This is a genomic window from Arcobacter sp. (assembly GCF_050300555.1).
In the GTDB taxonomy this organism is placed as follows: Bacteria; Campylobacterota; Campylobacteria; order Campylobacterales; family Arcobacteraceae; genus Arcobacter.
In genome coordinates, this window is sequence record NZ_JBNKXY010000012.1 from 17,579 (window position 1) to 42,003 (window position 24,425).

The 24,425-nt window shown below is 28.8% G+C and carries 23 protein-coding genes; 17 read left to right on the top strand and 6 right to left on the bottom strand.

Annotated elements, in window-relative coordinates:
- Window positions 1-70 precede the first annotated feature (70 nt).
- From glmS to ACQY5W_RS09825, 16 genes are all read left to right on the top strand, one after another.
- Complete coding sequence (gene glmS / locus ACQY5W_RS09750) at window positions 71-1,870, top strand: glutamine--fructose-6-phosphate transaminase (isomerizing) (RefSeq protein WP_428024829.1); 1,800 nt, start codon at window positions 71-73, stop codon at window positions 1,868-1,870.
- 236 nt (window positions 1,871-2,106) lie between these two features.
- Window positions 2,107-3,324, top strand: coding sequence for a methionine adenosyltransferase (gene metK / locus ACQY5W_RS09755; protein WP_428024772.1), 1,218 nt, complete (start codon window positions 2,107-2,109; stop codon window positions 3,322-3,324).
- 18 nt (window positions 3,325-3,342) lie between these two features.
- The gene (accD, locus tag ACQY5W_RS09760) at window positions 3,343-4,212 is read left to right on the top strand and encodes an acetyl-CoA carboxylase, carboxyltransferase subunit beta (protein WP_428024773.1); all 870 of its coding nucleotides are present in this window, start codon (window positions 3,343-3,345) and stop codon (window positions 4,210-4,212) included.
- Window positions 4,212-4,823: a thiamine phosphate synthase gene (locus ACQY5W_RS09765; protein WP_428024774.1), complete on the top strand. Its 612-nt coding sequence runs from the start codon at window positions 4,212-4,214 to the stop codon at window positions 4,821-4,823. Before accD ends, ACQY5W_RS09765 begins: the two co-directional genes overlap by 1 nt.
- The gene (locus ACQY5W_RS09770; RefSeq protein WP_428024775.1) at window positions 4,816-5,277 is read left to right on the top strand and encodes a 23S rRNA (pseudouridine(1915)-N(3))-methyltransferase RlmH; all 462 of its coding nucleotides are present in this window, start codon (window positions 4,816-4,818) and stop codon (window positions 5,275-5,277) included. The genes ACQY5W_RS09765 and ACQY5W_RS09770 overlap by 8 nt, the downstream gene beginning before the upstream one ends.
- Before the next feature lie 50 nt (window positions 5,278-5,327).
- Window positions 5,328-5,684: an RNA polymerase-binding protein DksA gene (gene dksA / locus ACQY5W_RS09775; protein WP_428024776.1), complete on the top strand. Its 357-nt coding sequence runs from the start codon at window positions 5,328-5,330 to the stop codon at window positions 5,682-5,684.
- A gap of 16 nt (window positions 5,685-5,700) precedes the next feature.
- Entirely contained in the window at window positions 5,701-6,717 is a 1,017-nt protein-coding gene (locus tag ACQY5W_RS09780; protein ID WP_428024777.1) for a hypothetical protein, read from the top strand.
- A 1-nt stretch (window position 6,718) separates the two neighbouring features.
- Complete coding sequence (locus tag ACQY5W_RS09785) at window positions 6,719-7,669, top strand: tRNA dihydrouridine synthase (RefSeq protein ID WP_428024778.1); 951 nt, start codon at window positions 6,719-6,721, stop codon at window positions 7,667-7,669.
- A 24-nt stretch (window positions 7,670-7,693) separates the two neighbouring features.
- Window positions 7,694-8,506 carry a 50S ribosomal protein L11 methyltransferase gene (locus tag ACQY5W_RS09790; RefSeq protein WP_428024779.1) on the top strand — a complete coding sequence of 271 codons (813 nt, stop codon included), beginning with the start codon at window positions 7,694-7,696 and terminating at the stop codon, window positions 8,504-8,506.
- 1 nt (window position 8,507) lies between these two features.
- Window positions 8,508-10,556, top strand: a complete 2,049-nt coding sequence (gene ftsH, locus ACQY5W_RS09795) for an ATP-dependent zinc metalloprotease FtsH (protein ID WP_428024780.1) — start codon at window positions 8,508-8,510, stop codon at window positions 10,554-10,556.
- A complete protein-coding gene (locus ACQY5W_RS09800; protein ID WP_428024781.1) occupies window positions 10,546-11,121 on the top strand; it encodes a phosphatidylserine decarboxylase in 576 nt (191 codons plus the stop codon). Before ftsH ends, ACQY5W_RS09800 begins: the two co-directional genes overlap by 11 nt.
- A gap of 236 nt (window positions 11,122-11,357) precedes the next feature.
- Window positions 11,358-12,911 (top strand): 2-isopropylmalate synthase, encoded by a 1,554-nt coding sequence (locus tag ACQY5W_RS09805; RefSeq protein ID WP_428024782.1) that lies wholly within the window; start codon window positions 11,358-11,360, stop codon window positions 12,909-12,911.
- A gap of 115 nt (window positions 12,912-13,026) precedes the next feature.
- On the top strand, window positions 13,027-15,000 hold the full coding sequence (locus ACQY5W_RS09810) for a DUF1538 family protein (RefSeq protein ID WP_428024783.1): 1,974 nt from the start codon (window positions 13,027-13,029) through the stop codon (window positions 14,998-15,000).
- Window positions 14,984-15,316, top strand: a complete 333-nt coding sequence (locus ACQY5W_RS09815; RefSeq protein ID WP_428024784.1) for a thioredoxin family protein — start codon at window positions 14,984-14,986, stop codon at window positions 15,314-15,316. Before ACQY5W_RS09810 ends, ACQY5W_RS09815 begins: the two co-directional genes overlap by 17 nt.
- Window positions 15,317-15,736 (top strand): heme-binding domain-containing protein, encoded by a 420-nt coding sequence (locus tag ACQY5W_RS09820; protein ID WP_428024785.1) that lies wholly within the window; start codon window positions 15,317-15,319, stop codon window positions 15,734-15,736.
- Complete coding sequence (locus ACQY5W_RS09825) at window positions 15,736-18,696, top strand: MutS-related protein (RefSeq protein WP_428024786.1); 2,961 nt, start codon at window positions 15,736-15,738, stop codon at window positions 18,694-18,696. Before ACQY5W_RS09820 ends, ACQY5W_RS09825 begins: the two co-directional genes overlap by 1 nt.
- Before the next feature lie 9 nt (window positions 18,697-18,705).
- On the opposite strand, the gene ACQY5W_RS09830 is transcribed toward ACQY5W_RS09825, so the two are convergent.
- Window positions 18,706-20,562 (bottom strand): GGDEF domain-containing protein, encoded by a 1,857-nt coding sequence (locus ACQY5W_RS09830; protein WP_428024787.1) that lies wholly within the window; start codon window positions 20,560-20,562, stop codon window positions 18,706-18,708.
- Window positions 20,563-20,740: 178 nt separating this feature from the next.
- Between ACQY5W_RS09830 and ACQY5W_RS09835 the strand changes: the two genes are divergently transcribed.
- Window positions 20,741-21,127, top strand: a complete 387-nt coding sequence (locus tag ACQY5W_RS09835; RefSeq protein ID WP_428024788.1) for a response regulator — start codon at window positions 20,741-20,743, stop codon at window positions 21,125-21,127.
- A gap of 194 nt (window positions 21,128-21,321) precedes the next feature.
- Here ACQY5W_RS09835 and hisA read toward each other — a convergent pair whose 3' ends face one another.
- Genes hisA through ACQY5W_RS09860 form a run of 5 tightly spaced genes read right to left on the bottom strand, consistent with a single transcriptional unit; the run spans window position 21,322 to window position 24,318 of the window.
- Window positions 21,322-22,029 (bottom strand): 1-(5-phosphoribosyl)-5-[(5-phosphoribosylamino)methylideneamino]imidazole-4-carboxamide isomerase, encoded by a 708-nt coding sequence (gene hisA / locus ACQY5W_RS09840; protein ID WP_428024789.1) that lies wholly within the window; start codon window positions 22,027-22,029, stop codon window positions 21,322-21,324.
- Between the two features lie 12 nt (window positions 22,030-22,041).
- On the bottom strand, window positions 22,042-22,893 hold the full coding sequence (locus ACQY5W_RS09845; RefSeq protein WP_428024790.1) for a TIGR01777 family oxidoreductase: 852 nt from the start codon (window positions 22,891-22,893) through the stop codon (window positions 22,042-22,044).
- Between the two features lie 12 nt (window positions 22,894-22,905).
- Window positions 22,906-23,511, bottom strand: a complete 606-nt coding sequence (hisH, locus tag ACQY5W_RS09850) for an imidazole glycerol phosphate synthase subunit HisH (RefSeq protein WP_428024791.1) — start codon at window positions 23,509-23,511, stop codon at window positions 22,906-22,908.
- A gap of 29 nt (window positions 23,512-23,540) precedes the next feature.
- Window positions 23,541-24,113 carry a ComF family protein gene (locus ACQY5W_RS09855; protein WP_428024792.1) on the bottom strand — a complete coding sequence of 191 codons (573 nt, stop codon included), beginning with the start codon at window positions 24,111-24,113 and terminating at the stop codon, window positions 23,541-23,543.
- A gap of 34 nt (window positions 24,114-24,147) precedes the next feature.
- Window positions 24,148-24,318, bottom strand: a complete 171-nt coding sequence (locus ACQY5W_RS09860) for a hypothetical protein (protein WP_428024793.1) — start codon at window positions 24,316-24,318, stop codon at window positions 24,148-24,150.
- Window positions 24,319-24,425 lie beyond the last annotated feature (107 nt).

Below are 24,425 nucleotides of genomic sequence, written 5' to 3' on the forward strand. Positions count from 1 at the left end.
AAATTGTTAAAAGTAATATATCATGAATATTTTTGTACAATATCTTTTTAAAAATTTAAAAGGCTTATTTATGTGTGGAATTGTTGGTTATATAGGAAATAAAAAAACAGAAAATATTTTACTTAATGGTTTAAAAGAGCTTGAATATAGAGGTTATGATAGTGCAGGAATTGCACTATTAAGTAAAGATAGAATTGAAGTATTTAAAGCCTTAGGGAAGTTGATAAATTTAGAACAAAAAGTAAATACAAGCCAAGAGTATAATATTGGAATTGGACATACAAGATGGGCAACCCATGGAAAACCAACTGAGATTAATGCTCATCCTCATTTAGGTGAGTACTCTTATGTTGTTCATAATGGAATTATTGAAAATTATAGGGAATTAAAACAAGAGTTATTAGAAGCAGGACATAAATTTGTATCACAAACTGATACTGAAGTTATTGTTCATTTATTTGAGTTTTATAATAATAAATTAAATGATTGTAAGACTTCTTTCCAAAAGACTATTAAAAGATTAGAAGGTGCATTTTCTATACTTCTTATTTCTAAATCATGCCCAAATGATATATACTTTTTTAAGCATGGATCGCCTTTAATAGTAGCACATGGTAACGAAAAAGGTGAAGTTTTATTTGCTTCATCTGATGCTCCATTAATTGGTTTAGCAAATGATGTTGTTTATTTAGAAGATGGGTGTGGAGGAGTTGCCTCATCTGATAGAATTGAGTTTTTTGATGAATCAAAAGTTTCATGGGGAGTTTTACCTACTTCAAAACAATTTGCACAAAAAGATGGTTATAGATTTTTTATGGAAAAAGAGATTCATGAGCAAAGTGTAGTTACAAGTGATGCTATGCTTGGACGTTTATGTGATGAAAAAGTAGATTTTGAAGAGTTTGATTCTTCAATAATTGAAGGAATTGAAGAGATAAAAATTTGCGCTTGTGGAACTTCTTATCATGCGGGACTTACAGCATCATATTTATTTGAAAGATTAGCAAAGGTTAGATGTAGTGTAGAAATCGCCAGTGAGTTCAGATACAAAGAACCACTTTTAAATAAAAATACACTTTTTATAGTCATTTCACAAAGTGGAGAAACAGCCGATACTCTTGAAGCACTTAAAATGGCAAAAACTGCAGGACTTAAATCAATTGTTGTTTGTAATGTTGATAACTCTTCAATGACAAGAATTGCGGATTATTCAGTTTTAACAAGGGCTGGAATAGAAAAGGGTGTTGCCTCAACAAAAGCTTTTTCAACTCAAACTGTTGTATTATGGATGATGGCTTTATATTTTGCACAATATAAAAACTCTTTAAGTAATGAAAAACTAAAAGAAGAAATACAAGCTTTAAGAGAAGTACCTAAGTCATTAAAAGTACATGATTATATCCATGAAAAAACAAAAAGATTATCAAAAAGGTATTTGCATGGACATGGATTTTTCTTTATAGGAAGAGATGTTTTTTTCCCGTTAGCTTTAGAAGGTGCACTAAAATTAAAAGAAATTTCATATTTACACGCAGAAGGTTATCCAGCTGGAGAGATGAAACATGGTCCTATAGCTTTAGCTGATCCAGAACTTTTTACAATAGCACTTATGCCACAAAATTTACTTTATGATAAAATTAAATCAAATGTGGAAGAATTAAGTGCTAGAGATAGTACAATATGTGCTATTTCGTCATTAGATTTTGATTTGGCTGATGATTTTATTAAGACAAATAAATGTGACCATTATATGCTTGAATTTTTTGAGATGTTAGTAGTCTTACAATTATTTTCAATGGAGATTTCTGTAAGACTTGGAAATGATGTTGATATGCCAAGAAACTTAGCGAAAAGTGTAACGGTAGAATAACTAAAAAGTTTCCTTAAAAATAGCATCTACTAAGTAGTTTAAAGTTATGAAAGTAAAATTTAGATAAAATACCTAACTTTTTATAAAGTAATACGTACTTTTAATTTTATTTTTTATTTTAACTTTAATTAGTTGGAAAACGAAAATGGAAAACAAAAGAATGGAAAACGATAAAGATTAAGATTGTAAAGTAGTTCAATTTTAGCTTTTGGAAAACAAAGGAATGGAAAACAAAAATGGAAAACAAAACAGAATATTTATTTACTAGTGAAGTAGTAAGTCCAGGGCACCCTGATAAGTGTGCAGATATTATAGCAGATAGTATAGTTGATAGATTAATCATTGGTGATAGCAAAAGTAGGGTTGCTTCAGAGGTTTTTGTTGCAGGTAAGCATGTTGTTATTGGTGGGGAAGTTACTTCAGCTACAAATTTATCTGAACAAGATTATAAAGATTTAGTAATTGATGCTCTAGCAAAAATTGGATATAACGGTCATCCTCATTTTACAAAAGAGGAGTGTTTACACCCTGATGATGTAAAGGTACAAGTTTTATTAAATAGACAATCTCCTGATATTAACCAAGGTGTTGACCAAGAAGATGGTGAAACAGGTGCAGGTGACCAAGGAATCATGTTTGGATATGCAAATAGTGAAACTGTAAACTTTATGCCAAGTGCAATTACATATGCAAGAATGCTTATGGAAAAAGTTTATGAGTACGCATTAGCTCATCCTGAAGAACTAGGTGTTGATATTAAAACACAAGTTACAGTTGATTATGAAACAAAAGAGAACTTTGAAAATTGTTTACCAAAACATATTCATACTATAGTTGTTTCAGCTCCTTGTGTATCATCAATGAGTATTGAAAAAGTAAGAGAATTAATTTTAGGTCTTATAAAAGAAACAAATTTACCCAAAGAGTTATTTTGTTTAGAAAAAACAATTATTCATATTAATCCAACAGGAAAATATGTATCACACTCTTCATTACATGACTCTGGATTAACAGGAAGAAAACTTATTGTTGATTCATTTGGTGGATATGCACCTATTGGTGGTGGAGCACAATCTTCTAAAGATTATACAAAAGTTGATAGAAGTGGATTATATGCAGGACGTTGGATAGCAAAACATATTGTTGCATCTGGAATTGCAAAAAAAGCAATTGTACAAATTTCTTATGCAATTGGTGTTGCTAAGCCAACTTCAGTTTCAGTAGATACTTGTGGAACTTGTATTGAGGGATTAAATGATGATATTTTATCAGCATTTGTTCATGATAGTTTTTCATTAACACCAAACTGGATTACGAAAAAATTTGGTTTAGATAAACCAAGTGCTGATACTTTCCTTTATGCAGATGTAGCTGCACGAGGTCAAGTTGGACAAGAGGATTACCCTTGGGAAAAACTTGATGAATTAGATAAATTCAAAAGTTTAATAAAATAGTTTTAAAAAGGATATATGATGGATTTGAAGAATCTATTTAATAAAATCAAGTTTGATAGTAAAAAAGAACAACCAACAAAAAAAGATGCACCAAGTCATTGGATAAAGTGCCCAGAGTGTAATTCTTTGATGTTTTTCAAAGAAGTAGAGTCTCAAAACAATATATGTCCTAAATGTAATTTTCACATGAGAATAGGGGCTAAAAGAAGAATTGAAATTTTATGTGATGAAAATAGTTTTGTAGAGTATGATGCAGATTTAATACCTAATGACCCATTAAAATTTGTTGATAGTAAATCTTATAAAAAAAGAGTAGAAGAAGCATTAAATAAAACAGGAAGAAACTCATCTGTTGTTAGTGGTGAATGTACAATCAATGGAATTGCCGTTCAAATGGCAATTTTTGATTTTGCTTTTATGGGTGGAAGTTTAGGTTCAGTTGAGGGTGAAAAGATTGTTAGATGTGTTGATAGAGCTTTAGAGAAGAATCAAGGTGTTATTATTGTTTCTGCTTCTGGAGGTGCTAGAATGCAAGAATCAACTTTTGCTCTTATGCAAATGGCTAAAACTTCTGCTGCACTTAAAAAATTAGATGCTGCTGGATTACCTTATATATCTGTTTTAACAGATCCTACTATGGGTGGGGTTTCTGCTTCTTTTGCCTTTTTAGGAGATATTATAATGGCTGAACCAGGTGCTTTAGTTGGATTTGCAGGACAAAGGGTTATTAAACAAACTATTGGAGCAGATCTTCCTGAAGGATTTCAAAGAGCTGAATTTTTACTTGAAAAAGGTTCAATTGATATGGTTGTAAATAGATCTAGCATGAAAAAGACTCTTTCCGATTTATTAACTATGTTCTCAAATAATACTATTCAAGTTAGCTAATGAATAGTAACTATTTAGAAGAACTTTTAGGATTTAATCCCAAAAGTTCTTCTAATAAATTGTATGCTTTATGTGACTTCCAAACTTTAAAAAAAAAAGATATTTCATTTGATAAATTTTTAGAACTTTGTCAAAAACTAGATGTAAAATTGATTCAATATAGAGATAAAATTTCTGATTTAGAAACTAAAAAAGAAAATCTTTTATATTTAAAAAATAAAACTAATATCCCAATAATTATTAATGATGAGATAGATTTAGTAAAATTTTGTAATGGTTTACATTTAGGACAAGAGGATTTTGAAAAAATTCATTCAAATAAACAATTAGCAGTAAAAGTAATAAGAAAAAAAATTGGTAATAAACTTTTAGGCTTATCTACACACAATGAAAAAGAGATTCTAGAAGCAAATACATTAGATTTGGATATGATAGGACTTGGTGCATATAGAGAAACAATAACTAAAAATGTAAATACAATGTTGGGCGATAAAATATCTTATTTAGCAAAAATTTCAAAGCACCCTGTATGTGCTATTGGTGGTGTAAAAATAGATGATATAATTGAAAATATCTCTTTTAACGTTGTAGGATCAGGATTATATGAATAAAATAAATATTTACCAAATTGCAAAATCATCAAATGATGAATTTAATAAAATTATAGAAGATTTTATCAAAATGTCTTCAAAATATTCTAAAATAGAGATTCATAATTTATTTAATAAAAAAATTGCAAAGGCACAAACTATATCTGATATTGAAGCAAAAAAATCATATAGTGAAGTATTTGAGCCTTTTTTAAATAGTGGGTATAATATAGCACTTGATGTATTAGGTAAAAGAGTTGATAGTTTTGAATTCGCAAAACTTTTACAAAACAGTGCAGTTATCAATTTTTATATTGGTGGTGCATATGGATTTGAAGCAAATTTTTTACAAAAATGTGATAAAAAAATTAGTTTAAGTGAGCTAACTTTTGCCCATAAAATAGCTAATATAGTTCTACTTGAACAAGTATTTAGAGGTTTGTGTATAAATAATAACCATCCCTATCATAAATAATTTAGATATTTTTGAGTATAATGTCGAAATTTTTAGATAAAAGGTTTAATGTGGCAAATTCAAAGCAGATTGAAGAGCTAAAGGTTATTTTAGCGGAAAGAAAAGAATTAATAGAGAAAAATATTCAAGGAAGTAGAGAGAGTATTGACTCTTTAAAAAACTCAGAATGTAATGATGATTATGATTATGCAGAGGTTTCAAGTGATTCGTTTAAAGAAGGGATTATAGCGAATCAACAATCAAAAGAGTTAAAAGAGATTGAGGATGCACTAAAAAGAATAGATAACAGAACATATGGTATTTGTGAAATGTGTGATGAAGCTATTGCAATTGGAAGATTAAGAGCAAAGCCATTTGCAAAATTTTGTACACCTTGTAGAGAGATTTATGAGAGTGAGAATAACTAAATCTAAAGGATAATTTATGGGACTTAAAAAATATGTCGCTTTTTCATTGTTGTTAATTATTGCAGTTTATATTTTTGTTTTTAGCATACAAGCAGGTAATTATACAGTTAATATTTTAGATTATTCAATTGATTTACCAATAGCAGCTTGGATTGTTTTACCTGTTGCAGTACTATTTTTAGCAACTATAATTCATATTGTTTTTTATGGTTTTAAAAACTATTTACAAACAAGTTCTGTAAAAAAAGATGAAGAAAATATTATTGAATTTTTTAAGGATGTTTTATTAGAAAATAATTCAAATAAAAAATTCAAACAAAAAGCACTTCAAGAGTTAGCAGATATCTTAACGCAAATGAAAATTTCACCAAAAACTGATAATTTTGAAAGTTCAAATAGTGACATAAAAAATATTGTTAATAATATTATAAAAATAAATTCTGGTGAATATGTAAGTGATAAAACATTTAAATTCAATAGAAATGGAAATGTTGCACAAAAAAATTTATTAAATAGAGTAAATGGGGATGTTGATTACTCTATTGATATTTTGAAAAAATCTAAAGACTTTTCATCTGAAGTAGTAAAAGCAGCATTTACAAATGTAATAAACAATAAAAGTATGACAACTATTAAAAAATTACTTGATGGATTAAAACTTGACAAAGAGATGGTTTTAGAGCTTATGAAAAAAGATTCTGAAAACTCAGAATTCGCTTTAGAGCATGATGCGATTATTAAGTACACAAAAGATGTTGAGTTTGAAAAAGAAGATTATTTAACATTTGCAAAACTTTATAAAAAATCTGTTCAGCCAGATGAACTTATTAAAATGTTTGAAACAATATCAAATGAAAATGAGTTAGCTGTTGAAGCATATTTAGTGATTTTATTTGAATATGAAATGATTGATAAAGCAAGAGAACTTTTAAATAGTTATGCTAAGGAAGAATATCAACCATATAGAGCTCTTTTAGATTTAAAAGATTCAGGTAAATATTATACTTTAGAGAATCTTTGTTATAACAAATAAGATGAATAAACTTGATTTTAGCCAACCCTTAATGGTGTTGGCTCCCCTTGCTGGCTATACTGATTTACCCTTTCGAGCTGTTGTAAAAAAATTTGGTGCTGATTTAACAATTTCTGAGATGATATCATCAAATGCACTTGTTTATAACTCTAAAAAAACTTTTAAAATGATAGAAAAATCTCCTTCAGAAGATCCATATTTTGTACAAATTGCTGGAAATAAAGCTGAATTGGTACGTGATGCAGTTGAGATACTAAATGACATGGAAGGTATTGATGGTATTGATTTAAATTGTGGCTGTCCAGCTCCAAAAGTTTTTAACCATGGAAGTGGTTCAAATCTTTTGGGAGATTTAAAAAAACTTGAAGAGATATTAAGCACAGTTAAAAAATACAATAAAAAACTTTATACCAGTGCAAAGGTGCGAATTGGAGTTAATGAAAAAATTCCAGTAGATATTGCAAAAGCTGTTGAGGCTTGTGGTGTAGATTTTATATCAGTACATGGAAGAACTAGAGCTGGTAAATATAAAGCTCCAGTTGATTATGATGCAATTAAAGCAATAAAAGATGCAGTTTCAATTCCTGTAATTGCAAATGGTGATATAAAAGATTATTCCAAAGCTAAAGAAGTTTTAGCCCATACAAGAGCTGATGGAGTAATGATTGGTCGAGGTGCTATTGGTAAACCTTGGGTTTTTTACCAATTAAAACATGGTGTTGAAGATATAAGTGAAGATATAAAAAAAGCAATAATTTTAGAACATTATGATGAAGTATTAAAGTTTCATGGTGCACATGGTGCTATTATGTTTAGAAAGTTACTTCACTCTTATTCAAAGGGTTATAATGGAGCTTCTGAATTTAGAGATATAATTAACACTATAAAAGATGCAGATATTATGAGAGATACAATAGAAGCATTTTTTACAAATAATAGTTTACAAAACTAATAAATAAAATTTTAAGGACAAAAAGTGGAAGAATATTATTATGAATTAGTTATAGATACAAAAGATTCACAGGATTTGTTCTTAGATTTATTAAATCAATTAACACAAAATGCAGTTGAAATAGAAGAAAATAGACTTATTGCAAGAAGTGAAGATAATTTAGAAGATGTTGAATATGGTATTAAAGAGTTTGCAAAAGCTTTAGGATTGAGTTGTACAACTTCAATAGAGAAGAAAAAAAATGAAGATTGGATAAAAAAGTATCAAGAATCTGTAAAAGCAGTAGAAGTTGGTAAATTTTTTATAAGACCATCTTGGGTTGAAGAAAAAGATGGTAAAATTGATATTATTATTAATCCAGCATTATCATTTGGTTCAGGTCATCATGAGACAACAAATAGTTGTTTAGAGGCTATTTCAAAATACGTAAAAGAAAATGATGAAGTAATTGACGTAGGCTGTGGAAGTGGGATTTTATCAATTGCAGCAAGCAAATTAGGTGCAAAAGTTGATATTTGTGATACAGATGATGTTTGTATTGAGAGTTCAAAATCAAATTTTATATTAAATAATGCCAACTTTTCTAATGCTTGGGTAGGAAGTGCAATGGCTTCTAATAAAGAGTATGATTTTGTCATTGCCAATATAGTTGCTGATGTTTTAGTAATGATTGCCAAAGAGTTAAAAAAGTGCTTAAAAGATGGTGGTACATTAGTATTGTCAGGTATATTAGATAAGCATTTAAATAAAGTTTTGAAGAAATTTGATGATTTAAATCAAATTGAGGTAATTCAAAAAAATGATTGGGTTACTCTTGTATTAAAAAAAGGAGTTTAGGTTGAGAAATAGAAATAAAAATAAACAAGATAAAAACAATAACAATAACAACAATAATTTTTTCAGTAATAATCCATTATTAGTTTTTGTTTTGTTTTCTCTTGTAACTATTATGGTATTTAAAGCACTTTTTCCTGAAGATCAAGGAACTATAGCAAACCAAAATATTCAAGCATTTGGACAAACAAAACATAAAAATATTGCATATTCTGATTTAAAAAATTTAATTAGTAGTGGAAAAGTTGAATATGTAGGTATTGGAAATACAAATGTAAAAGCAATTGCAAAATCTAATGGAACAGATATTATTACTTATACAGCAAGAAGGGTAGTTCCAGATGAAACGTTAATTCCAACATTAGAAAAAAATGGAATAGCTTATGGTGGAGTAAATGAAGAGAATGTCTTAGCTGACATATTATTTGGTTGGGTTCTACCAATCTTTATTTTCTTTGCAATTTGGATGTTTTTAGCAAAAAGAATGTCAAAATCTATGGGTGGTGGAAGTGGAGGAATCCTTGGAATTGGATCTTCTAAAAAAATGATTAACTCTGAAAAACCAAATGTAAAATTTGAAGATATGGCTGGAAATAAAGAGGCTAAAGAAGAAGTACAAGAAGTTGTTGATTTCTTAAAAGACCCAGATAGATATGTAAAACTTGGAGCACAAATTCCAAAAGGTGTTTTATTAGTAGGACCTCCAGGTACAGGTAAAACTTTACTTGCAAAAGCAGTTGCAGGTGAAGCTGATGTTGAATTTTTATCAGTTTCTGGTTCAGCTTTTATTGAGATGTTTGTAGGTGTTGGAGCTTCAAGAGTTAGAGATTTATTTGAGCAAGCAAAAAAAGTAGCACCTGCAATTATTTTTATTGATGAGATTGATGCTATTGGTAAAAGTAGAGCAGCTGGTGGACCAATGGGTGGAAATGATGAAAGAGAACAAACTCTAAATCAACTTTTAGCAGAGATGGATGGATTTGCAACAGAAGCAGCACCTGTTATTGTATTAGCTGCAACAAATAGACCTGAAGTTTTAGACCCTGCATTATTACGTCCAGGAAGATTTGATAGACAAGTTTTAGTTGATAAACCTGATTTTGAAGGTAGAAAAGAGATACTAAATGTACATATCAAAGGTGTAAAAGTAGCTAAAGATGTTGATTTAGTTGAAGTAGCTAAGATGACAGCAGGACTTGCAGGTGCAGATTTAGCAAATATTATCAATGAGGCAGCACTACTAGCTGGAAGAGCTAAAAAAGAAGAAGTATCTTATGTTCATTTTAAAGAAGCAGTTGAGCGACAAATTGCTGGATTAGAGAAAAAATCAAGAAGAATCTCTCCAAAAGAGAGAAGAATTGTTGCTTATCATGAATCTGGACATGCTTTAATTGCAGAGATTACAAAAGGTGCTAAAAAAGTAAACAAAGTTTCAATTGTACCAAGAGGATTAGCAGCACTTGGATATACTTTAAATACACCAGAAGAGAATAAATATTTAATGCAAAAGCATGAACTTATTGCAGAAGTAGATGTGTTATTAGGTGGGCGAGCAGCAGAAGAAGTATTTATCAAAGAGATTAGTACAGGTGCAGGAAACGATTTAGAGCGAGCAACTGATATTATTAAATCTATGGCTTCAATTTATGGTATGAGTGATATTGCAGGTTTAATGGTTTTAGAAAAAAGGTCAAACCAGTTTTTAGGTGGACAAACAACTAAAGACTTCTCTGATAATATGGCAAAAGAACTTGATGCACATATTAAAGGTATGTTAAACGAAAGATATGAAGTTGTTCTTCAAGCTTTAAGAGATAATAGTGAAGCAATTGAACAAATGACAAAAGAGTTACTTGAAATAGAAGTAATAACAGGTGAACGTGTAAGAGAAATCATTAAAGAAAATGGTGGAGTTATTTTTGAAGAAGAAGATTTACATTCTGAAAAAATAGAAAATAACTTAGAAGTTGGAGAAAGTTCATCAGAAATTTCTGAAGATGAAAAAGATGACGAATCTTCAACAAATGAAGACGAGAAAAAAGATGATAAATAAGTTTGTAGCAAAAGAAGGAATATTTTATATTTACATCTTTTTTGCTATTTCTATTTTTGCATACTTTTTCATTTGTGATACATTAGCTTTAATTGCATTTTTATTAACATTATTTTTTGTTTATATTTATAGAAATAATTTTAAAGTAAAAGCAAAAGTTGATGCAATAGTTTCACCAATAAGTGGTGAAATTATTGCCATTGACAAAATTGATTCTAAAAGCGTGGTTTATTTGGATGTTGGATTATTAGATTCACATATACTAATAGCACCTAAAGATTCAGAATTTAAAGAATTATCACATATAAACGGACTAAATTTATGTAGTGATAGTTTTAAAGCAAAACAATTAAATGAAAAAAGAGTATTAGCTTTTGATGATATAAAAGTAGAATTAATTTCTGGTCGATTTAATATTTCCCATGCTTTTTCTAAAGAGAAAGAAACAACACAATACGAAAAAGTAGGAATTTTTATAAATGGTATTGTAAAAATTTATATACCAACAACATACAATTTAAATATAAAATTAGGTAAAAAAATAAAAGCAGGTGAAGTTTTATAAAACTTCACTTGACAAATTAAGTTTTATAAAATATAATTACCAACAAACTTAATAGGAGAGTAAAATGAAAATTTTCGATTTTTATAAAAATTATTTCATAAAAAGTGTAAACTCTCTGCTACTTCTCAAAAACCTCCTCTAAAATATATTTATATATTTATTAAAATCAATTTTCGTACAAGTTTTTCTTTTATTTAAAAAAAGATATAATATGCCCAATTTACAAAGGTTACACAATGGATAAAAATAGAATTATAGTATTTGATACAACATTAAGGGATGGGGAACAAAGCCCTGGTTGTTCAATGAACACAGATGAAAAAATCAAGGTTGCTTTACAGTTAGAGAAGTTAGGAGTTGATGTTATTGAAGCAGGATTTGCAGCTGCAAGCCCAGGTGATTTTGATGCGGTTTCAAGAATTGCAGAAGTTGTTAAAAACTCAAGTATTTGTTCATTAAGTAGAGCAATTGAAAATGATATTAAACAATCAGGTTTAGCTGTTTCAAAAGCTCCAAAACATAGAATTCATACATTTATTGCAACAAGTCCTATTCATATGCAATATAAATTAAAAATGTCACCAGATGAAGTTATCAAAAGAGCAATTCATGCAGTTGAATATGCTAAAACATTTGTTGATGATGTTGAGTTTTCATTAGAAGATGCAGGAAGAAGTGAAATCTCTTTTATGAAAGAGGTAATGGATGCAGTTATTGGTGCAGGTGCACGAACTATAAACTTACCAGATACTGTTGGATATAGATTACCAACAGAGTTAGGTGCAATGGTAAAAGAGTTAAGTGCTTTTGCAGGTGATAGAGCAATTATTTCTGTACACAACCACAATGATTTAGGATTATCAACTGCAAATACTTTGGCTGCTGTTTTAAATGGTGCTAGACAAATTGAAGTTACTATCAATGGTTTAGGTGAGCGAGCTGGTAATTCAGCTTTAGAAGAAGCTGTAATGGCTATAAAAACTAGACGTGATGCTTTTGGTGAGTTATATACAGGAATTAATACAAAAGAGATATATGCAACTTCTAAATTAGTAGCAACAATTACTGGTGTTGAACCACAACAAAACAAAGCAATAGTAGGTAAAAACGCGTTTTCACACGAAAGTGGAATTCATCAAGATGGTGTATTAAAACATCAAGAAACATATGAAATTATGAAACCAGAAGATGTTGGTGTTTATAAGGATTCTAATTTAATTTTAGGAAAGCACAGTGGTCGTGCTGCATTTAAAGATAAAATTCTTAATTTAGGATTTGATAATGTATCAGATGAAGAGTTAAATACTGCATTTGAAAGATTTAAAGTTTTAGCTGATAAGAAAAAAGATGTTACTGATGATGATATTAGAATGTTAATAACAGATGAAGCCTTAAATCATGACAAAACTTATGAATTAGTTGGATTACAAATTTCTGATTGTTCTGCTGGAACTCCTATGGCATCTGTATCAATTAAATATAAAGATGAAGTTATGATTGAAGCAAACATTGGAAATGGAACAATGGATGCTATTTTTAAAACAATAGATAGACTTACTGGCTATAATGGTGAGTTACAAAGCTATAATGTAACTTCAGTAACTGAAGGAAAAGATGCACTTGCAAAAGTAACTACAAGGGTAGTATTTGATAAATCTTCTCCATCATTTGTAGGACATGGATTAAGTATTGATACTATGTTAGCAACTGCAAAAGCTTATTTAGGTGCACTTAATTCTTATCTTTCACAAAAAGAGAGATTGGCTAAAAGCACTGATCATCAAATTTAATATAAGAGATTAATTTCTCTTATATTGATTCTTCAAATTTTTTTATTCTTAAAACTTTTATTTTATCTTTTTTCGCTAATATATATAAATTTAACAAAAGGGCGCACTATAAATTATGATGCAGTTTAATTTTTTCTTAAAATTATTAAAGGACTCTTTTAGAGATCTTTTACCAATAGTTTTAGTAATTTTATTTTTTCAATTAGCAATAATTCAAACAGTTCCAGAAGGATGGGTTTCTACAAGTATTGGATTAGTTATTGTTGGAGTTGGACTAGCGATATTTTTGCAAGGATTGGAAATAGGGATATTTCCAGTAGGGGAAGGACTTGCTAGAGATTTCGCTAAATCTGGATGGACAATTTGGATATTGATATTTGGATTTTTAATAGGATTTGGTACAACAATTGCAGAACCTGCACTTGCAGTAATTGCAGATAAAGCTGCATCAATTTCAAGTGGTAGAATTGATTCTACTGTCTTAAGATTTGTTGTTGCTGGTTCTGTAGGATTTGCTATTTTACTTGGTGTTTATAGGATAATTAAAGGTCATCCTATTCATTATTATATAATAGCTGGGTATCTTTTAGTAGTAAGCATCACATTTTTTGCTCCGCAAGAGATTATTGGACTTGCGTATGATTTAGGAGGCGTTACAACTTCAACTGTAACAGTTCCTCTTGTTGCTGCACTTGGGATTGGCTTGGCTTCAAATATAAAAGGACGAAATCCTGTAATTGATGGTTTTGGGCTTATTGCTTTTGCTTCACTTACTCCTATGATTTTTGTTCAAATTTATGGAATAGCTGTTTATTCTTTAGTTGATGCAAAAATTGTTGCAGATGTTGTTTTACATCCTGTAATTTCTACACCTGCTGATATAACTGTAAAATCTGTAATTAATGGAATGATTGCAGTAGTTAAAGATGTAACACCAATCTTACTTATTATTCTGTTTTTCCAATATGGAGTACTTAAAAAAAGTATTCAAAATATTAAAACAGTATTTTTAGGTTTTGGGCTTGTAATTATTGGTTTATATGCTTTTATATTAGGACTTGAACTTGGATTGTTTTCCCTTGGTGAAACAATGGCATATGAACTTACAAAAGGTGATTCAGCATTTATAATTTATGTATTTGCTTTTGCTATTGGATTTTCTACTACTATGGCAGAACCCGCACTTATGGCTATTGCAAAAAAAGCAAAAGAGATTAGTGATGGTAAAATAAATGACTTTGCACTAAGACTTTTTGTTGCTCTTGGAGTTGCAATTGGTATTGCCCTTGGAGCATTTAGAATAGTTGATGGTGGGCATATTCATTATTATATTATTGTGGGGTATATTGTTGTAATTATTCTTACTTTTATTGCACCAAAATATATTATCCCAATAGCATATGATAGTGGTGGTGTTACAACTTCAACCGTTACTGTACCATTAGTTGCAGCATTAGGAATTGGATTAGCAACAAATATTGAAGGAAGAAGTCCCCTTATTGATGGGTTTGGGCTTATTGCTTTTGCATCATTATTTCCAATGATTACAGTTATGCTTTATGGGGTATTAACTGAAAAACTTGGAGTTAAATCAGATACTCAAATTGAAGCTGAAAATATCTTACGAGATAACTTAGTTGATGCAGAAAATATGGATTTAGCAACAGTGAATATTGATGGAAGTAATAGAAGACACTCATTACCTATGGATTTTTATGCTGTAGTAATAATTGTGCCGAAAGATAAAAAAATAGATGCAATTCAAGCAGCAAGTAAAGCAGGTGCAAATGGTGTTACGGTATTAAGAGCTGATGGTATGGGACTTGGTAAAATGCACAATTTTTATCGAACATCCTTTGAAGCAAATGATTCATTACTTCTATTTTTATTACCAAAAGCTAGAGTTAATCCTGTAATTAAATCGATTATTCATTCTTTGCATATAACAACTGAAGGAAAAGGTATCGCTTTCGCTTTCCCTTTAACACATATGAAGGGTATTAGTTTAAGTAGGCATGATATTTTTCAAAATAGAAAAGATCATAAAGACGATGAAGAAGTAAAAGAAGAGAATGAAGATAATAAATAATTTAAAAGAGATAAAAGAAAAGATTGTTTCAGGTGAAGCTTTGATTTTCTATTTCTCTTCTAAAAGTTGTTCTGTTTGTCAAGTATTAAAACCAAAAATAGTGCAAGAGGTAGAAAAAAATTTTAAGAAAATAGATTTTTATGAAATAAAAAGTGATGAAAACTTAGATATAAGTTCTTATTTTGGGGTTTTTCAAGCACCTACTATTTTATTTTATTTAGATGGAAAAGAGTTTTTAAGAGAAGGAAGAAATATAAGTATTGGTGCTTTTTTAGATGCTATAAAAAGACCTTATGAGATGTTTTATGGAGAATAGATGAAAGTTACAATTTTAGTTTTTTTTATAATTTTACTTTTAATGCAAGCAATACAAATAGATAAAACAAATCCAGTTGTGGATAAGTCTTTGGAAATTCAAGCTCCAAAAGAGGTTATGGGAATATTTAAAAATGCTTGTTATGATTGTCATTCAAATCAAACTACTTGGCCTTGGTATAGCTCAATTGCTCCTGCTTCTTGGATAATAAATGATCATGTGAAACATGGACGAAAAGCTTTAGATTTTACAAGTTGGGAATCATATAGCCAAGAAGAAAAGATGAAAAAATTAAAAGAGATATATAGAACAGTTTATGCTTCTATGCCACTTGCTAGCTATATTTCTATGCACAAAGAGGCAGAGTTATCAAAAGAGCAAAGAGAGTTAATAAGAACATGGACAGGAGTTAGAAGATAGTGGTAAATGCTGAGGTAAATGAGCTTTTACAAAATAAAGGCGAGCTTTTAACTGTAACATATTTTAAACTTCAAAAAATATTTGAAAAAAAATATGGAGTAAATACTGTTGTACTTATGGAAATAGGTACTTTTTTTGAAGTATATGAAGTAAATAATGAAGAAGAACAAATAGGAAAAGCAAAAGAGATTGCTGAACTTCTTAATATCCAACTTACAAGAAAAAATAAATCTATATTAGAAAATTCAAAAGAAAATCCTATTATGGCTGGTGTTCCTGCAATTTCACTTGAGAAACATCTTGCAAGAATAATTGGAGAGCAAAAATATACTGTAGTAATTATAAGACAAAAAGGTTTACCACCAAAAGTTACTAGATATCTTGACACAGTTGTTAGTCCAGGGACAAATTTTGATTTTGTAATTGACCAAGATGAAAATAATATTACATCTTTAGTCATTGATTGTAATAAAGGGATTTTTTCTGTTGGTTATAGTGCAATAGATGTAACAACTGGTAAGTGTTATTATAATGAAGTTCATGGAACAAGTGAAGATAAAAACTTTGCTTTGGATGAGTGTTTTAATTATATGAATATGCACAAAACAAATGAAGTTGTTGTATCTTTTTGTGATAAAGACATAAATCAAAAAGAGATAATTGAGTATCTTGAATTATCCCATAAAACATTTCATATAAGTTCTTTTAGACCAAAAATTGTTTATCAAAATGAATTATTTAAAAATGTATTTAATATAGAATCTTTACTCACATCAATAGAACATCTTGATATGGAAAGAGTTCCATTAGCTACTGAAGCACTTGCAGTATTGATTGATTTTGTAATTGGACATGATGCTAAGATTATTCAAAAATTATCATATCCTCAAAAGTTAGATATCAGTAGATATATTTATCTTGGGAACAACGCTTTAGAACAATTAAATATAATAGAAACTTCACATAATCCAAGTTTAATCAAAATTATAAACAATACTTCGACTGCTATGGGGAAAAGACTTTTAAAAGAGAGGCTTACTCATCCAGTAAAAGATGAAAAAGAATTATTAAGACGTTATGCTCTTTCTAAAGAGTTATATGATTATCATACTCCTATTGAAGGAGAATTGGCAAATATATATGATATAGAAAGGCTTACTCGTAGAATAAAGCTTTCAAGACTTCACCCTTTTGAGTTAAACTATTTATATGATTCACTTCTTAGTATCAAAGAAGTAGTAACTTTTATGGAAAACTATAAGTTCTTTACTGCTCCTTGTACTTCTTCAGAATTACAGTTGTTTATTGATTCGATTGATTCTACATTTGATTTATCTGTAAGTGGTAAATATCTGTTAAAAGATGTGGAAGCAAATATGATTTGTGAGGGTATTAATTTAAAAATTGATGAACTAACAAATGAAAATAAAAAGTTAATAGAAAAACTTGATATTTTGAAGTTTCATATTTTAGGATTTTTAAAAAGTACAGATGAAAACTTTGTAACTGTACAAAGACTTGATAAAGAGGGATTTTATATAGGACTTACAAAAAGTAGGTTTAATCTTATAAAAGAGGAACTTTTAAACTCTCATTTAATAATAGATGATGAGTTGCTTTTATTTAAAGATTTTAAAATCAAAGTTCAAACAACTTCTATAAAAATAACTTGTAAGCTAACAGAAAACATTTCAGACAAATATGTACATAACTTAAGAAAAATTATTGAGTTAAATAAACTTGTTTTTAAAGAAAAACTTGTGGAGTTTGAGAAAAAATTTGCAACTTTACTTGAAGAGTTAGTTCAATTTATTGCTGAAATTGATTTAACAGTTTCTAATATAAAAACAGCAAAAAAGAACAACTACTCACCTCCAAAGATAGTTAAAACAAAAGATAATGAAAGCTTTTTGGAACTTATTGATTTAAGACATCCTATAATTGAAGAGGGTGAAGAACAAGGTATTTATGTTCCAAATGATATTATCTTAGGAGAACTTAGTCTTGCGAGTGATGAGTATAAAAATAATGTAATTATAAAACACTCAAACCCTATAAATATGTTTAATAACAAGATGCATGGTGTTTTACTTTATGGAATAAATTCAAGTGGAAAATCTTCACTTATGAAATCAATTGGTATTGCTGTAATTTTAGCTCAAGCAGGATTTTATGTACCATGTCGTTCTATGAGATTCTCTATTTTTGATGCTGTATTTACAAGAATTTCTGGAGCTGATAATATTGCAAAAGGATTATCCTCTTTTGCAGTTGAGATGTTGGAATTGAAAAATATATTTAATCGAGCCACTAAAAATTCTTTAGTTCTAGGTGATGAGATAAGTCATAGCACTGAAACCATGAGTGGAGTTAGTATTGTGGCAAGTGCCATATTAAAGTTAGCAAAATTAGAATCAATTTTTATGTTTGCAACACACTTACATCAACTCCCTGAACTTCCAGAAATAGAAAAACTTAAAAATATTATATGCCTTCATTTATCTGTTATGTATGAAGATAGTGAAGATAAACTTATATTTAATAGAAAACTTCAATATGGAAGCGGAAGTAGCATGTATGGACTTGAATATGCAAAATCTCTTCATATGGATAAAGAGTTTTTGCGAATGGCAAATGATATTAGAAAAAAACTAACAGATGATTATGAACCAATTGAAAGAATCTCACAAAGAAAAACTTCTAAATACAATAAAGACCTTATTGTTTCTACGTGTGTTATTTGTGGAAGAAGTGTAGATGATGTTCATCATATCAAAGAGCAGGCACGTGCCAATAAAGATGGCTTTATAGGTCATGTAAATGCAAATCATAAATATAATTTAATACCACTATGTAAAGAACATCATAAGATGGTACATGAAGGTAAAATCAATGTAAATGGTTTTGTGGCAACTTCTAAAGGCTTGGAGTTACACTATACAATGTTGGATGAGAGATAAAGACAATTATTAGTAATTGTCTTTATCTTTGTTTTTTAGAAGGTCTTTTGTAAATCTTATTACTTTATTTCTTCCTGTCTCTTTTGCTTCATAAAGACATAAATCAGCATATTTGATACATTTCCAGATTTGGTCTGTATCTTTTGGTAAAAATGAGTAACCGATACTTACAGTTTTACTAAATGATTCATTATTAAAGGTAAATACTAATTTTCCAAACTCTTGATTGATTTTATTTGCAAGTTCACTAGCACTTTCTTCTGTAGGATTTTTCATTATTATTAGAAACTCTTCTCCTCCAAATCTTATGATAAACTCTTTATCAGAAATTGCAGCTTTCATAGTTTTTGAAAGTTTTTGTAATATAGAATCTCCTACATCATGCCCATAGGTATCATTAATCATTTTAAAGTAATCTATATCTAAAAACATTACAGCATATGTTGTTCCATGAACTAACTCTTGAGGCATCTTTTTCTCTATAAATTCATCTAAATATTTTCTATTATAAAGTCCAGTTAGACCATCAATTAGGTTTCTTTCCCTTAAAACATCCATTAACATTCTACTTTCTAAAATAGGTTTTGTCTCTTCTAAATATTTTTTGATAATACCAATTTGATTTTTAGAGAATTTAAGAGCCTCTTCATTTTCACATAGAATATGAATAGTAATACTTTTTTGTTCATTTATTGAAAATGGAATACATACATAATCTTCACAACAATCACAAGTAGCTACTCTACATATTTCTGGAAAGTTTTGCGATATAACTACAGTTTTAGTTCTTTCAGTTCGGCATTGCTCTTTAATTGTTTTTACTAAGTGACAACATGGGCTAGTGTTTTCTGTACTAAATATTGTTATTCTTTCATCTCTAATTAAATCATTTTCAAATATTAAAAAATGTTTAATATTGAGTCTATTTTTTAAGACTTGAACCAATCTATAATATATATCTTCTTTTGTTAAGTCTGTTTCAATAGTTTTTTTGAAATTATAAATTTCTGAAATATCTTCTATTATCTCTTTTGCTACTAATAACTTGTCACTATGTACACTTGCTGATCTGTTATGAACAAAAGCTGTTAAGTTTTTCTCTATACCTGATAGTACCGTTTCTAATTTCTCAATTATTTCATTTAGCCATTGGAAAGCTTCTTTATCTTCTTTTAGTACACCATCTTTTGCTCTTATAGAATAATTTCCCTCATGCACTTGTTTTAAAACTTCAGTAATAGAGTCAAATGAAGAGGTATATGGTTTGATTTTTTTACTAATATAAATAAGTATAAGAATTAAAAATATAGTAATAATAGCAATAATATTTAATAAAACAGAAATACTTGAAATTCTATCATCTTGAATATCAAATTTTAAAGAAATGGCTCCTAGTACTTCTCCCTCTTTTGCATTATGGCAACTTAAACAGTTTGGTTTATCAACAGATGATGCCGTATATGGAATAGTGATTCTAAGTGTTGCACTTTTTATAGATTCTTTAGGAAGTACTACTTCTTTTCCTGTTCTTAAAACTTCTTTGTCTATTTCATCCCTTGGAACTTCGTTACCAATTGTAGATTTGCCAAATTGTTTTGATACACTTGCAGCTCTTATTATCCATAAATCATTAATCTCTTCTAACTGACTAATACTATTTAAAAAAGTTTCTCTTTGGTGCATGTTACCATTAACCATATGAGTTGTAAGTGACTTTTTTACAATATCGGCAGTTAAATAAGCTCTTTTTTTAGCTCCATCATAACCACTTTGTCTTGAACCAAGTGCAACTAAGGCTACAATAACTATTGTTAAAAGTGTAACCATTGAAAAAATTATTAATGTGATTTTTCTGTTTGAATCCATGTTTTAACCTGAAAAAAAGTTTAAATAATTTTATCATAATAATATTTTAATTTCTATATAACTATAGAAATTTAATGAAAATTATTAACATATTTGCATTTATTTATTATTAAGTCAATATTAAGAAGTTATTTTAAGTATATTATTAATATAATTTGTTTTTAGCTAAAGGAAATAAATGAATTTAAGAGTTTTGGTTGTTGATGATAGTTCAACCATGAGAAGAATAATTGTTAATGTTTTAACACAGCTGGGGATTTCCTCAGATTTTATCCATGAGGCAGAAGATGGCTTTGCTGCTTTAGGTAAAGTGAAAACCAATAGTTATGATGTTATTTTGACAGACTGGAATATGCCAAGAATGAATGGATTACAATTTGTTCAAAATGTTAGAAAATTACCAAAATATACAACAACACCTATTCTGATGATAACTACAGAAGGTGGAAAATCCGAAGTTATAGAAGCTCTAAAAAGTGGAGTTAATAACTATATTGTTAAACCTTTTAATGCTGATGTTCTAAAAGGAAAATTAGAGCCAATATTGAATAAGCATAAAAAATAAGGCTTTTAAATTAGAAGATTTTAAAGCCTTATTTTTTCATAATCAAAGCCATAAAGTAAAGATAATAAAATTATTATTTTTTATTTACTCTTGTAGAACTACAGAAAATTTGTTTACTAGATATAATTGTAACTACGTTATCTAATAATAAAATTGAATAATATCAGTAATATTATATAAGAATTAAAGGCATTTTATAAAGCCTTAAATCCTTCTTCTAAATCAAGTGTTCCTTCATAAAAGGCTTTTCCTACAATAACCCCTGCAATATTTCCATTTGCTTTACAGTTTATTATGTCATTTATATCTTTTACACCACCACTTGCAATTGTATCTATACCACTAGCAAGAGCAATAGATTCAGTAAATTCTACATTTACACCACAAAGCATTCCATCTTTACTTATATCTGTACAAATTATAGCTTGAACACCTGCATTTGCAAATTCTTTGGCTAAAGTTGTTGCTTCCATTGTAGAAACCTCTGCCCACCCTTCAACAGCTACCATTCCATTCATAGCATCAATTCCTACAGCAATTGGATATTTTGCTGCCATATCTTTTACAAATTTTGGGTCTTTTACTGCAATTGAACCTAAGATTAATCTATCAACTCCTAGTTCAATATACATTTTGATAGTCTCTTCATCTCGAATACCACCACCAAGTTCGATTTTAAGATTACAGTTTTCTCTTATTTTTTTGATTTGTTCTAAGTTAGCTGGTTTTCCTGCAAATGCACCATTTAAATCTACAATATGAACCCATTTACTTCCAAGTTCTTCAAATCTTTTTGCCACTTGCCAAGGTTCATCTGAATAGATTTTTGCACTATCCATTAATCCCTTACTTAGTCTTACTGCTTTTCCATCTTTTAAATCAATCGCTGGTAATATATCCATAAATGCTATCCTTTATTTACATAAATTTTCTATTGTTTCTTCTATTGTTTTATATTTAAATTTAAAGCCTAAATCTAATAATTTTTTAGGAACTACACTTTGTCCATCTGTTAGAACTTTTGCACCTTCACTAAAAATTAGATTTAAAACAAATTCTGGTAGTGGAAGTATAGTAGGTCTTTTTAGTGTTTTTCCTAAAGCAAGAGTTAAACCTTTATTTGTAGTAGGTATTGGAGCTGTTAGATTAAAAGTATCTTCATAAGAGTTTTCAATCACAAACTTATAAGCTTCAAGTAAATCTTCAATATGAATAAAAGAAAAAGCTTGTTTTCCACTTCCAATAACTCCTCCAAGTCCTAGTTTAAATGGAGTTATCATTTTTTGTAAAGCTCCACCATCTTGTCCCAAAACAATTCCAAATCTAAAGATTGATACTTTTGTTTTTTCACTTTTAGCTTTTAGTGCTTCTTTCTCCCAATTTTGGCATAGTGTTGATAAAAAATCATTTGAAAAAGTACCTTTTTCATCATATGTTGATTTGTTGTCATATATACCAACTGCAGAAGTTGAGATAAACATTTTTGGAGGATTTTCTATATTTTTCATGGTAGATATTAATTTTTGAGTTGTATCGATTCTACTAGAGTAAAGAAGTTTTTTATAACTTTCACTCCATCTATTTATAATATTTGCACCTGAAAGATTTATCAATATATCAGAAGAGTTAAGTAACTCTTCTAATTTAGCTTTATCAGATAAAGTTTCTCTTTTTATAGGTATAACTTTATAATTTAAGTTTGTGAAAAATTTAATTAAACTATTACCTACAAAACCACTAGCTCCAGTTATTGCTATAGTTTGCATGGCGTATCCTTTTTATAGTTTTGTAAAGTTCTTTAAAATTTGAATACCATTATCATGTGATTTTTCTGGATGAGGCTGTAAACCATAAATATTATCTTTATTAACAGCACTTACAAACTCATATCCATATACTGTTTTACCAATAACATTTTCTTCACTAGTTACCGCGTGGAAAGAGTGAACAAAATAAAGATATGGGTCTTTTAATCCATCAAATAAAGGGTTGTTTTTATTTATAATTGTATTCCAACCCATATGAGGAATTTTAAAATCTTCATTCATTTTTGTTTTATCAAATTTTACAACTTCACCATTTATAAGACCTAAACCATCATTATGACCAAATTCTTGTGAGCTTTCAAAAAGAAGTTGCATACCTAAACATATACCAATCATAGGTTTACCAGTTTTTGCAAACTCACATATTGCTTCTTTCATACCTGTTTCGTTTAAGTGGCTCATCGCATCAGCAAAGGCACCAACCCCAGGTAAAATAATTCTGTCATAGTTTTTAAGTTCATTTGGGTCTTTTACAATTGATGCTTTTGCATCTAACAAATGACAAGCATTGTAAACGCTTGCTAAATTTCCCATATTATAATCTATAATTCCAATCAATTTTTAGCCTTTATTAAAAGGTGATTATACTAAAGTTTAGCATCAGCTAGGGTTAAAGAAAAGAGTACTTTATTATTTTTCTTTTCCAAAGCCTTTTTTGCTTCTGTTATTGTAGCACCTGTTGTAATTATATCATCGCATAAAATTGTTGTTTTATCATAAAAATTTGTAAGTTTAAATCGTCTTGGATTTTTTTCTCGAAATTCTTTATCACGACCGGCATATTTGACAATATTTGAAGCTCTTAGAGTATTATAAGAAGGTTGTATAAATTTTGATTTTAAAGCATGAGCTAAAATGGCACTATGTGAAAACTCATGTCTGGTATGGTCATCAATAGGAATTACTATTACTCTTTTATCAAACTCAAAATTAGAAGCAAACTTTTCAAAAGATAATTTTGCAAGTATATTAAAAACCTTATCTCCAAAAAAATAGTATTTGGATGAGATTAAATCTTCAAGTTCTGAAAGAGTATAAAAAGAGTAGTTATAAAAGCCGTCTTCTATCTCTCTTTTATGGAAAGAGGGAACGAGTAAGGTAGCTTGACAAGTTTTACAAATAATTTGAAAAGATAAGTTTTCACAAAGTAAGCATCTCATTTCAAATAGTAATACATATTCTTTAAAACTTTGATTATTTTTTATCTACACAAATTATCTTTTTAACCATTTCCCCTTTTCTATAATTCAATACACTTTCAATTTTGTATTTTTTATCTTCTTTAACACAATCTTCAACAGTAGTTTCATTTGAAGTACAAGAAATAAAAAAAATACTATAAAATAATAAAAATAATAATTTCATAATTCTCCTTAATATAGGTGTATTATAGCATAAGATGCAAAAAATAATTTTAAAGTTAGAGATTTGAAAAAGAAAAATTGAAGAAGTTACTGTTTTACTTAGTTTAC

What these genes read in the sequence shown, in the direction of transcription:
- ACQY5W_RS09860 (WP_428024793.1), bottom strand. Translation starts at nt 24,318, where the DNA reads ATGAAATTATTATTTTTATTATTTTATAGTATTTTTTTTATTTCTTGT.
- metK (WP_428024772.1), top strand. Translation starts at nt 2,107, where the DNA reads ATGGAAAACAAAACAGAATATTTATTTACTAGTGAAGTAGTAAGTCCA.
- glmS (WP_428024829.1), top strand. Translation starts at nt 71, where the DNA reads ATGTGTGGAATTGTTGGTTATATAGGAAATAAAAAAACAGAAAATATT.
- ACQY5W_RS09815 (WP_428024784.1), top strand. Translation starts at nt 14,984, where the DNA reads ATGAAGATAATAAATAATTTAAAAGAGATAAAAGAAAAGATTGTTTCA.
- accD (WP_428024773.1), top strand. Translation starts at nt 3,343, where the DNA reads ATGGATTTGAAGAATCTATTTAATAAAATCAAGTTTGATAGTAAAAAA.
- ACQY5W_RS09845 (WP_428024790.1), bottom strand. Translation starts at nt 22,893, where the DNA reads ATGCAAACTATAGCAATAACTGGAGCTAGTGGTTTTGTAGGTAATAGT.
- ACQY5W_RS09770 (WP_428024775.1), top strand. Translation starts at nt 4,816, where the DNA reads ATGAATAAAATAAATATTTACCAAATTGCAAAATCATCAAATGATGAA.
- ACQY5W_RS09765 (WP_428024774.1), top strand. Translation starts at nt 4,212, where the DNA reads ATGAATAGTAACTATTTAGAAGAACTTTTAGGATTTAATCCCAAAAGT.
- ACQY5W_RS09820 (WP_428024785.1), top strand. Translation starts at nt 15,317, where the DNA reads ATGAAAGTTACAATTTTAGTTTTTTTTATAATTTTACTTTTAATGCAA.
- ACQY5W_RS09835 (WP_428024788.1), top strand. Translation starts at nt 20,741, where the DNA reads ATGAATTTAAGAGTTTTGGTTGTTGATGATAGTTCAACCATGAGAAGA.
- ACQY5W_RS09780 (WP_428024777.1), top strand. Translation starts at nt 5,701, where the DNA reads ATGGGACTTAAAAAATATGTCGCTTTTTCATTGTTGTTAATTATTGCA.
- ACQY5W_RS09785 (WP_428024778.1), top strand. Translation starts at nt 6,719, where the DNA reads ATGAATAAACTTGATTTTAGCCAACCCTTAATGGTGTTGGCTCCCCTT.
- ACQY5W_RS09855 (WP_428024792.1), bottom strand. Translation starts at nt 24,113, where the DNA reads ATGAGATGCTTACTTTGTGAAAACTTATCTTTTCAAATTATTTGTAAA.
- hisA (WP_428024789.1), bottom strand. Translation starts at nt 22,029, where the DNA reads ATGGATATATTACCAGCGATTGATTTAAAAGATGGAAAAGCAGTAAGA.
- ACQY5W_RS09800 (WP_428024781.1), top strand. Translation starts at nt 10,546, where the DNA reads ATGATAAATAAGTTTGTAGCAAAAGAAGGAATATTTTATATTTACATC.
- ACQY5W_RS09830 (WP_428024787.1), bottom strand. Translation starts at nt 20,562, where the DNA reads ATGGATTCAAACAGAAAAATCACATTAATAATTTTTTCAATGGTTACA.
- ACQY5W_RS09805 (WP_428024782.1), top strand. Translation starts at nt 11,358, where the DNA reads ATGGATAAAAATAGAATTATAGTATTTGATACAACATTAAGGGATGGG.
- ACQY5W_RS09810 (WP_428024783.1), top strand. Translation starts at nt 13,027, where the DNA reads ATGATGCAGTTTAATTTTTTCTTAAAATTATTAAAGGACTCTTTTAGA.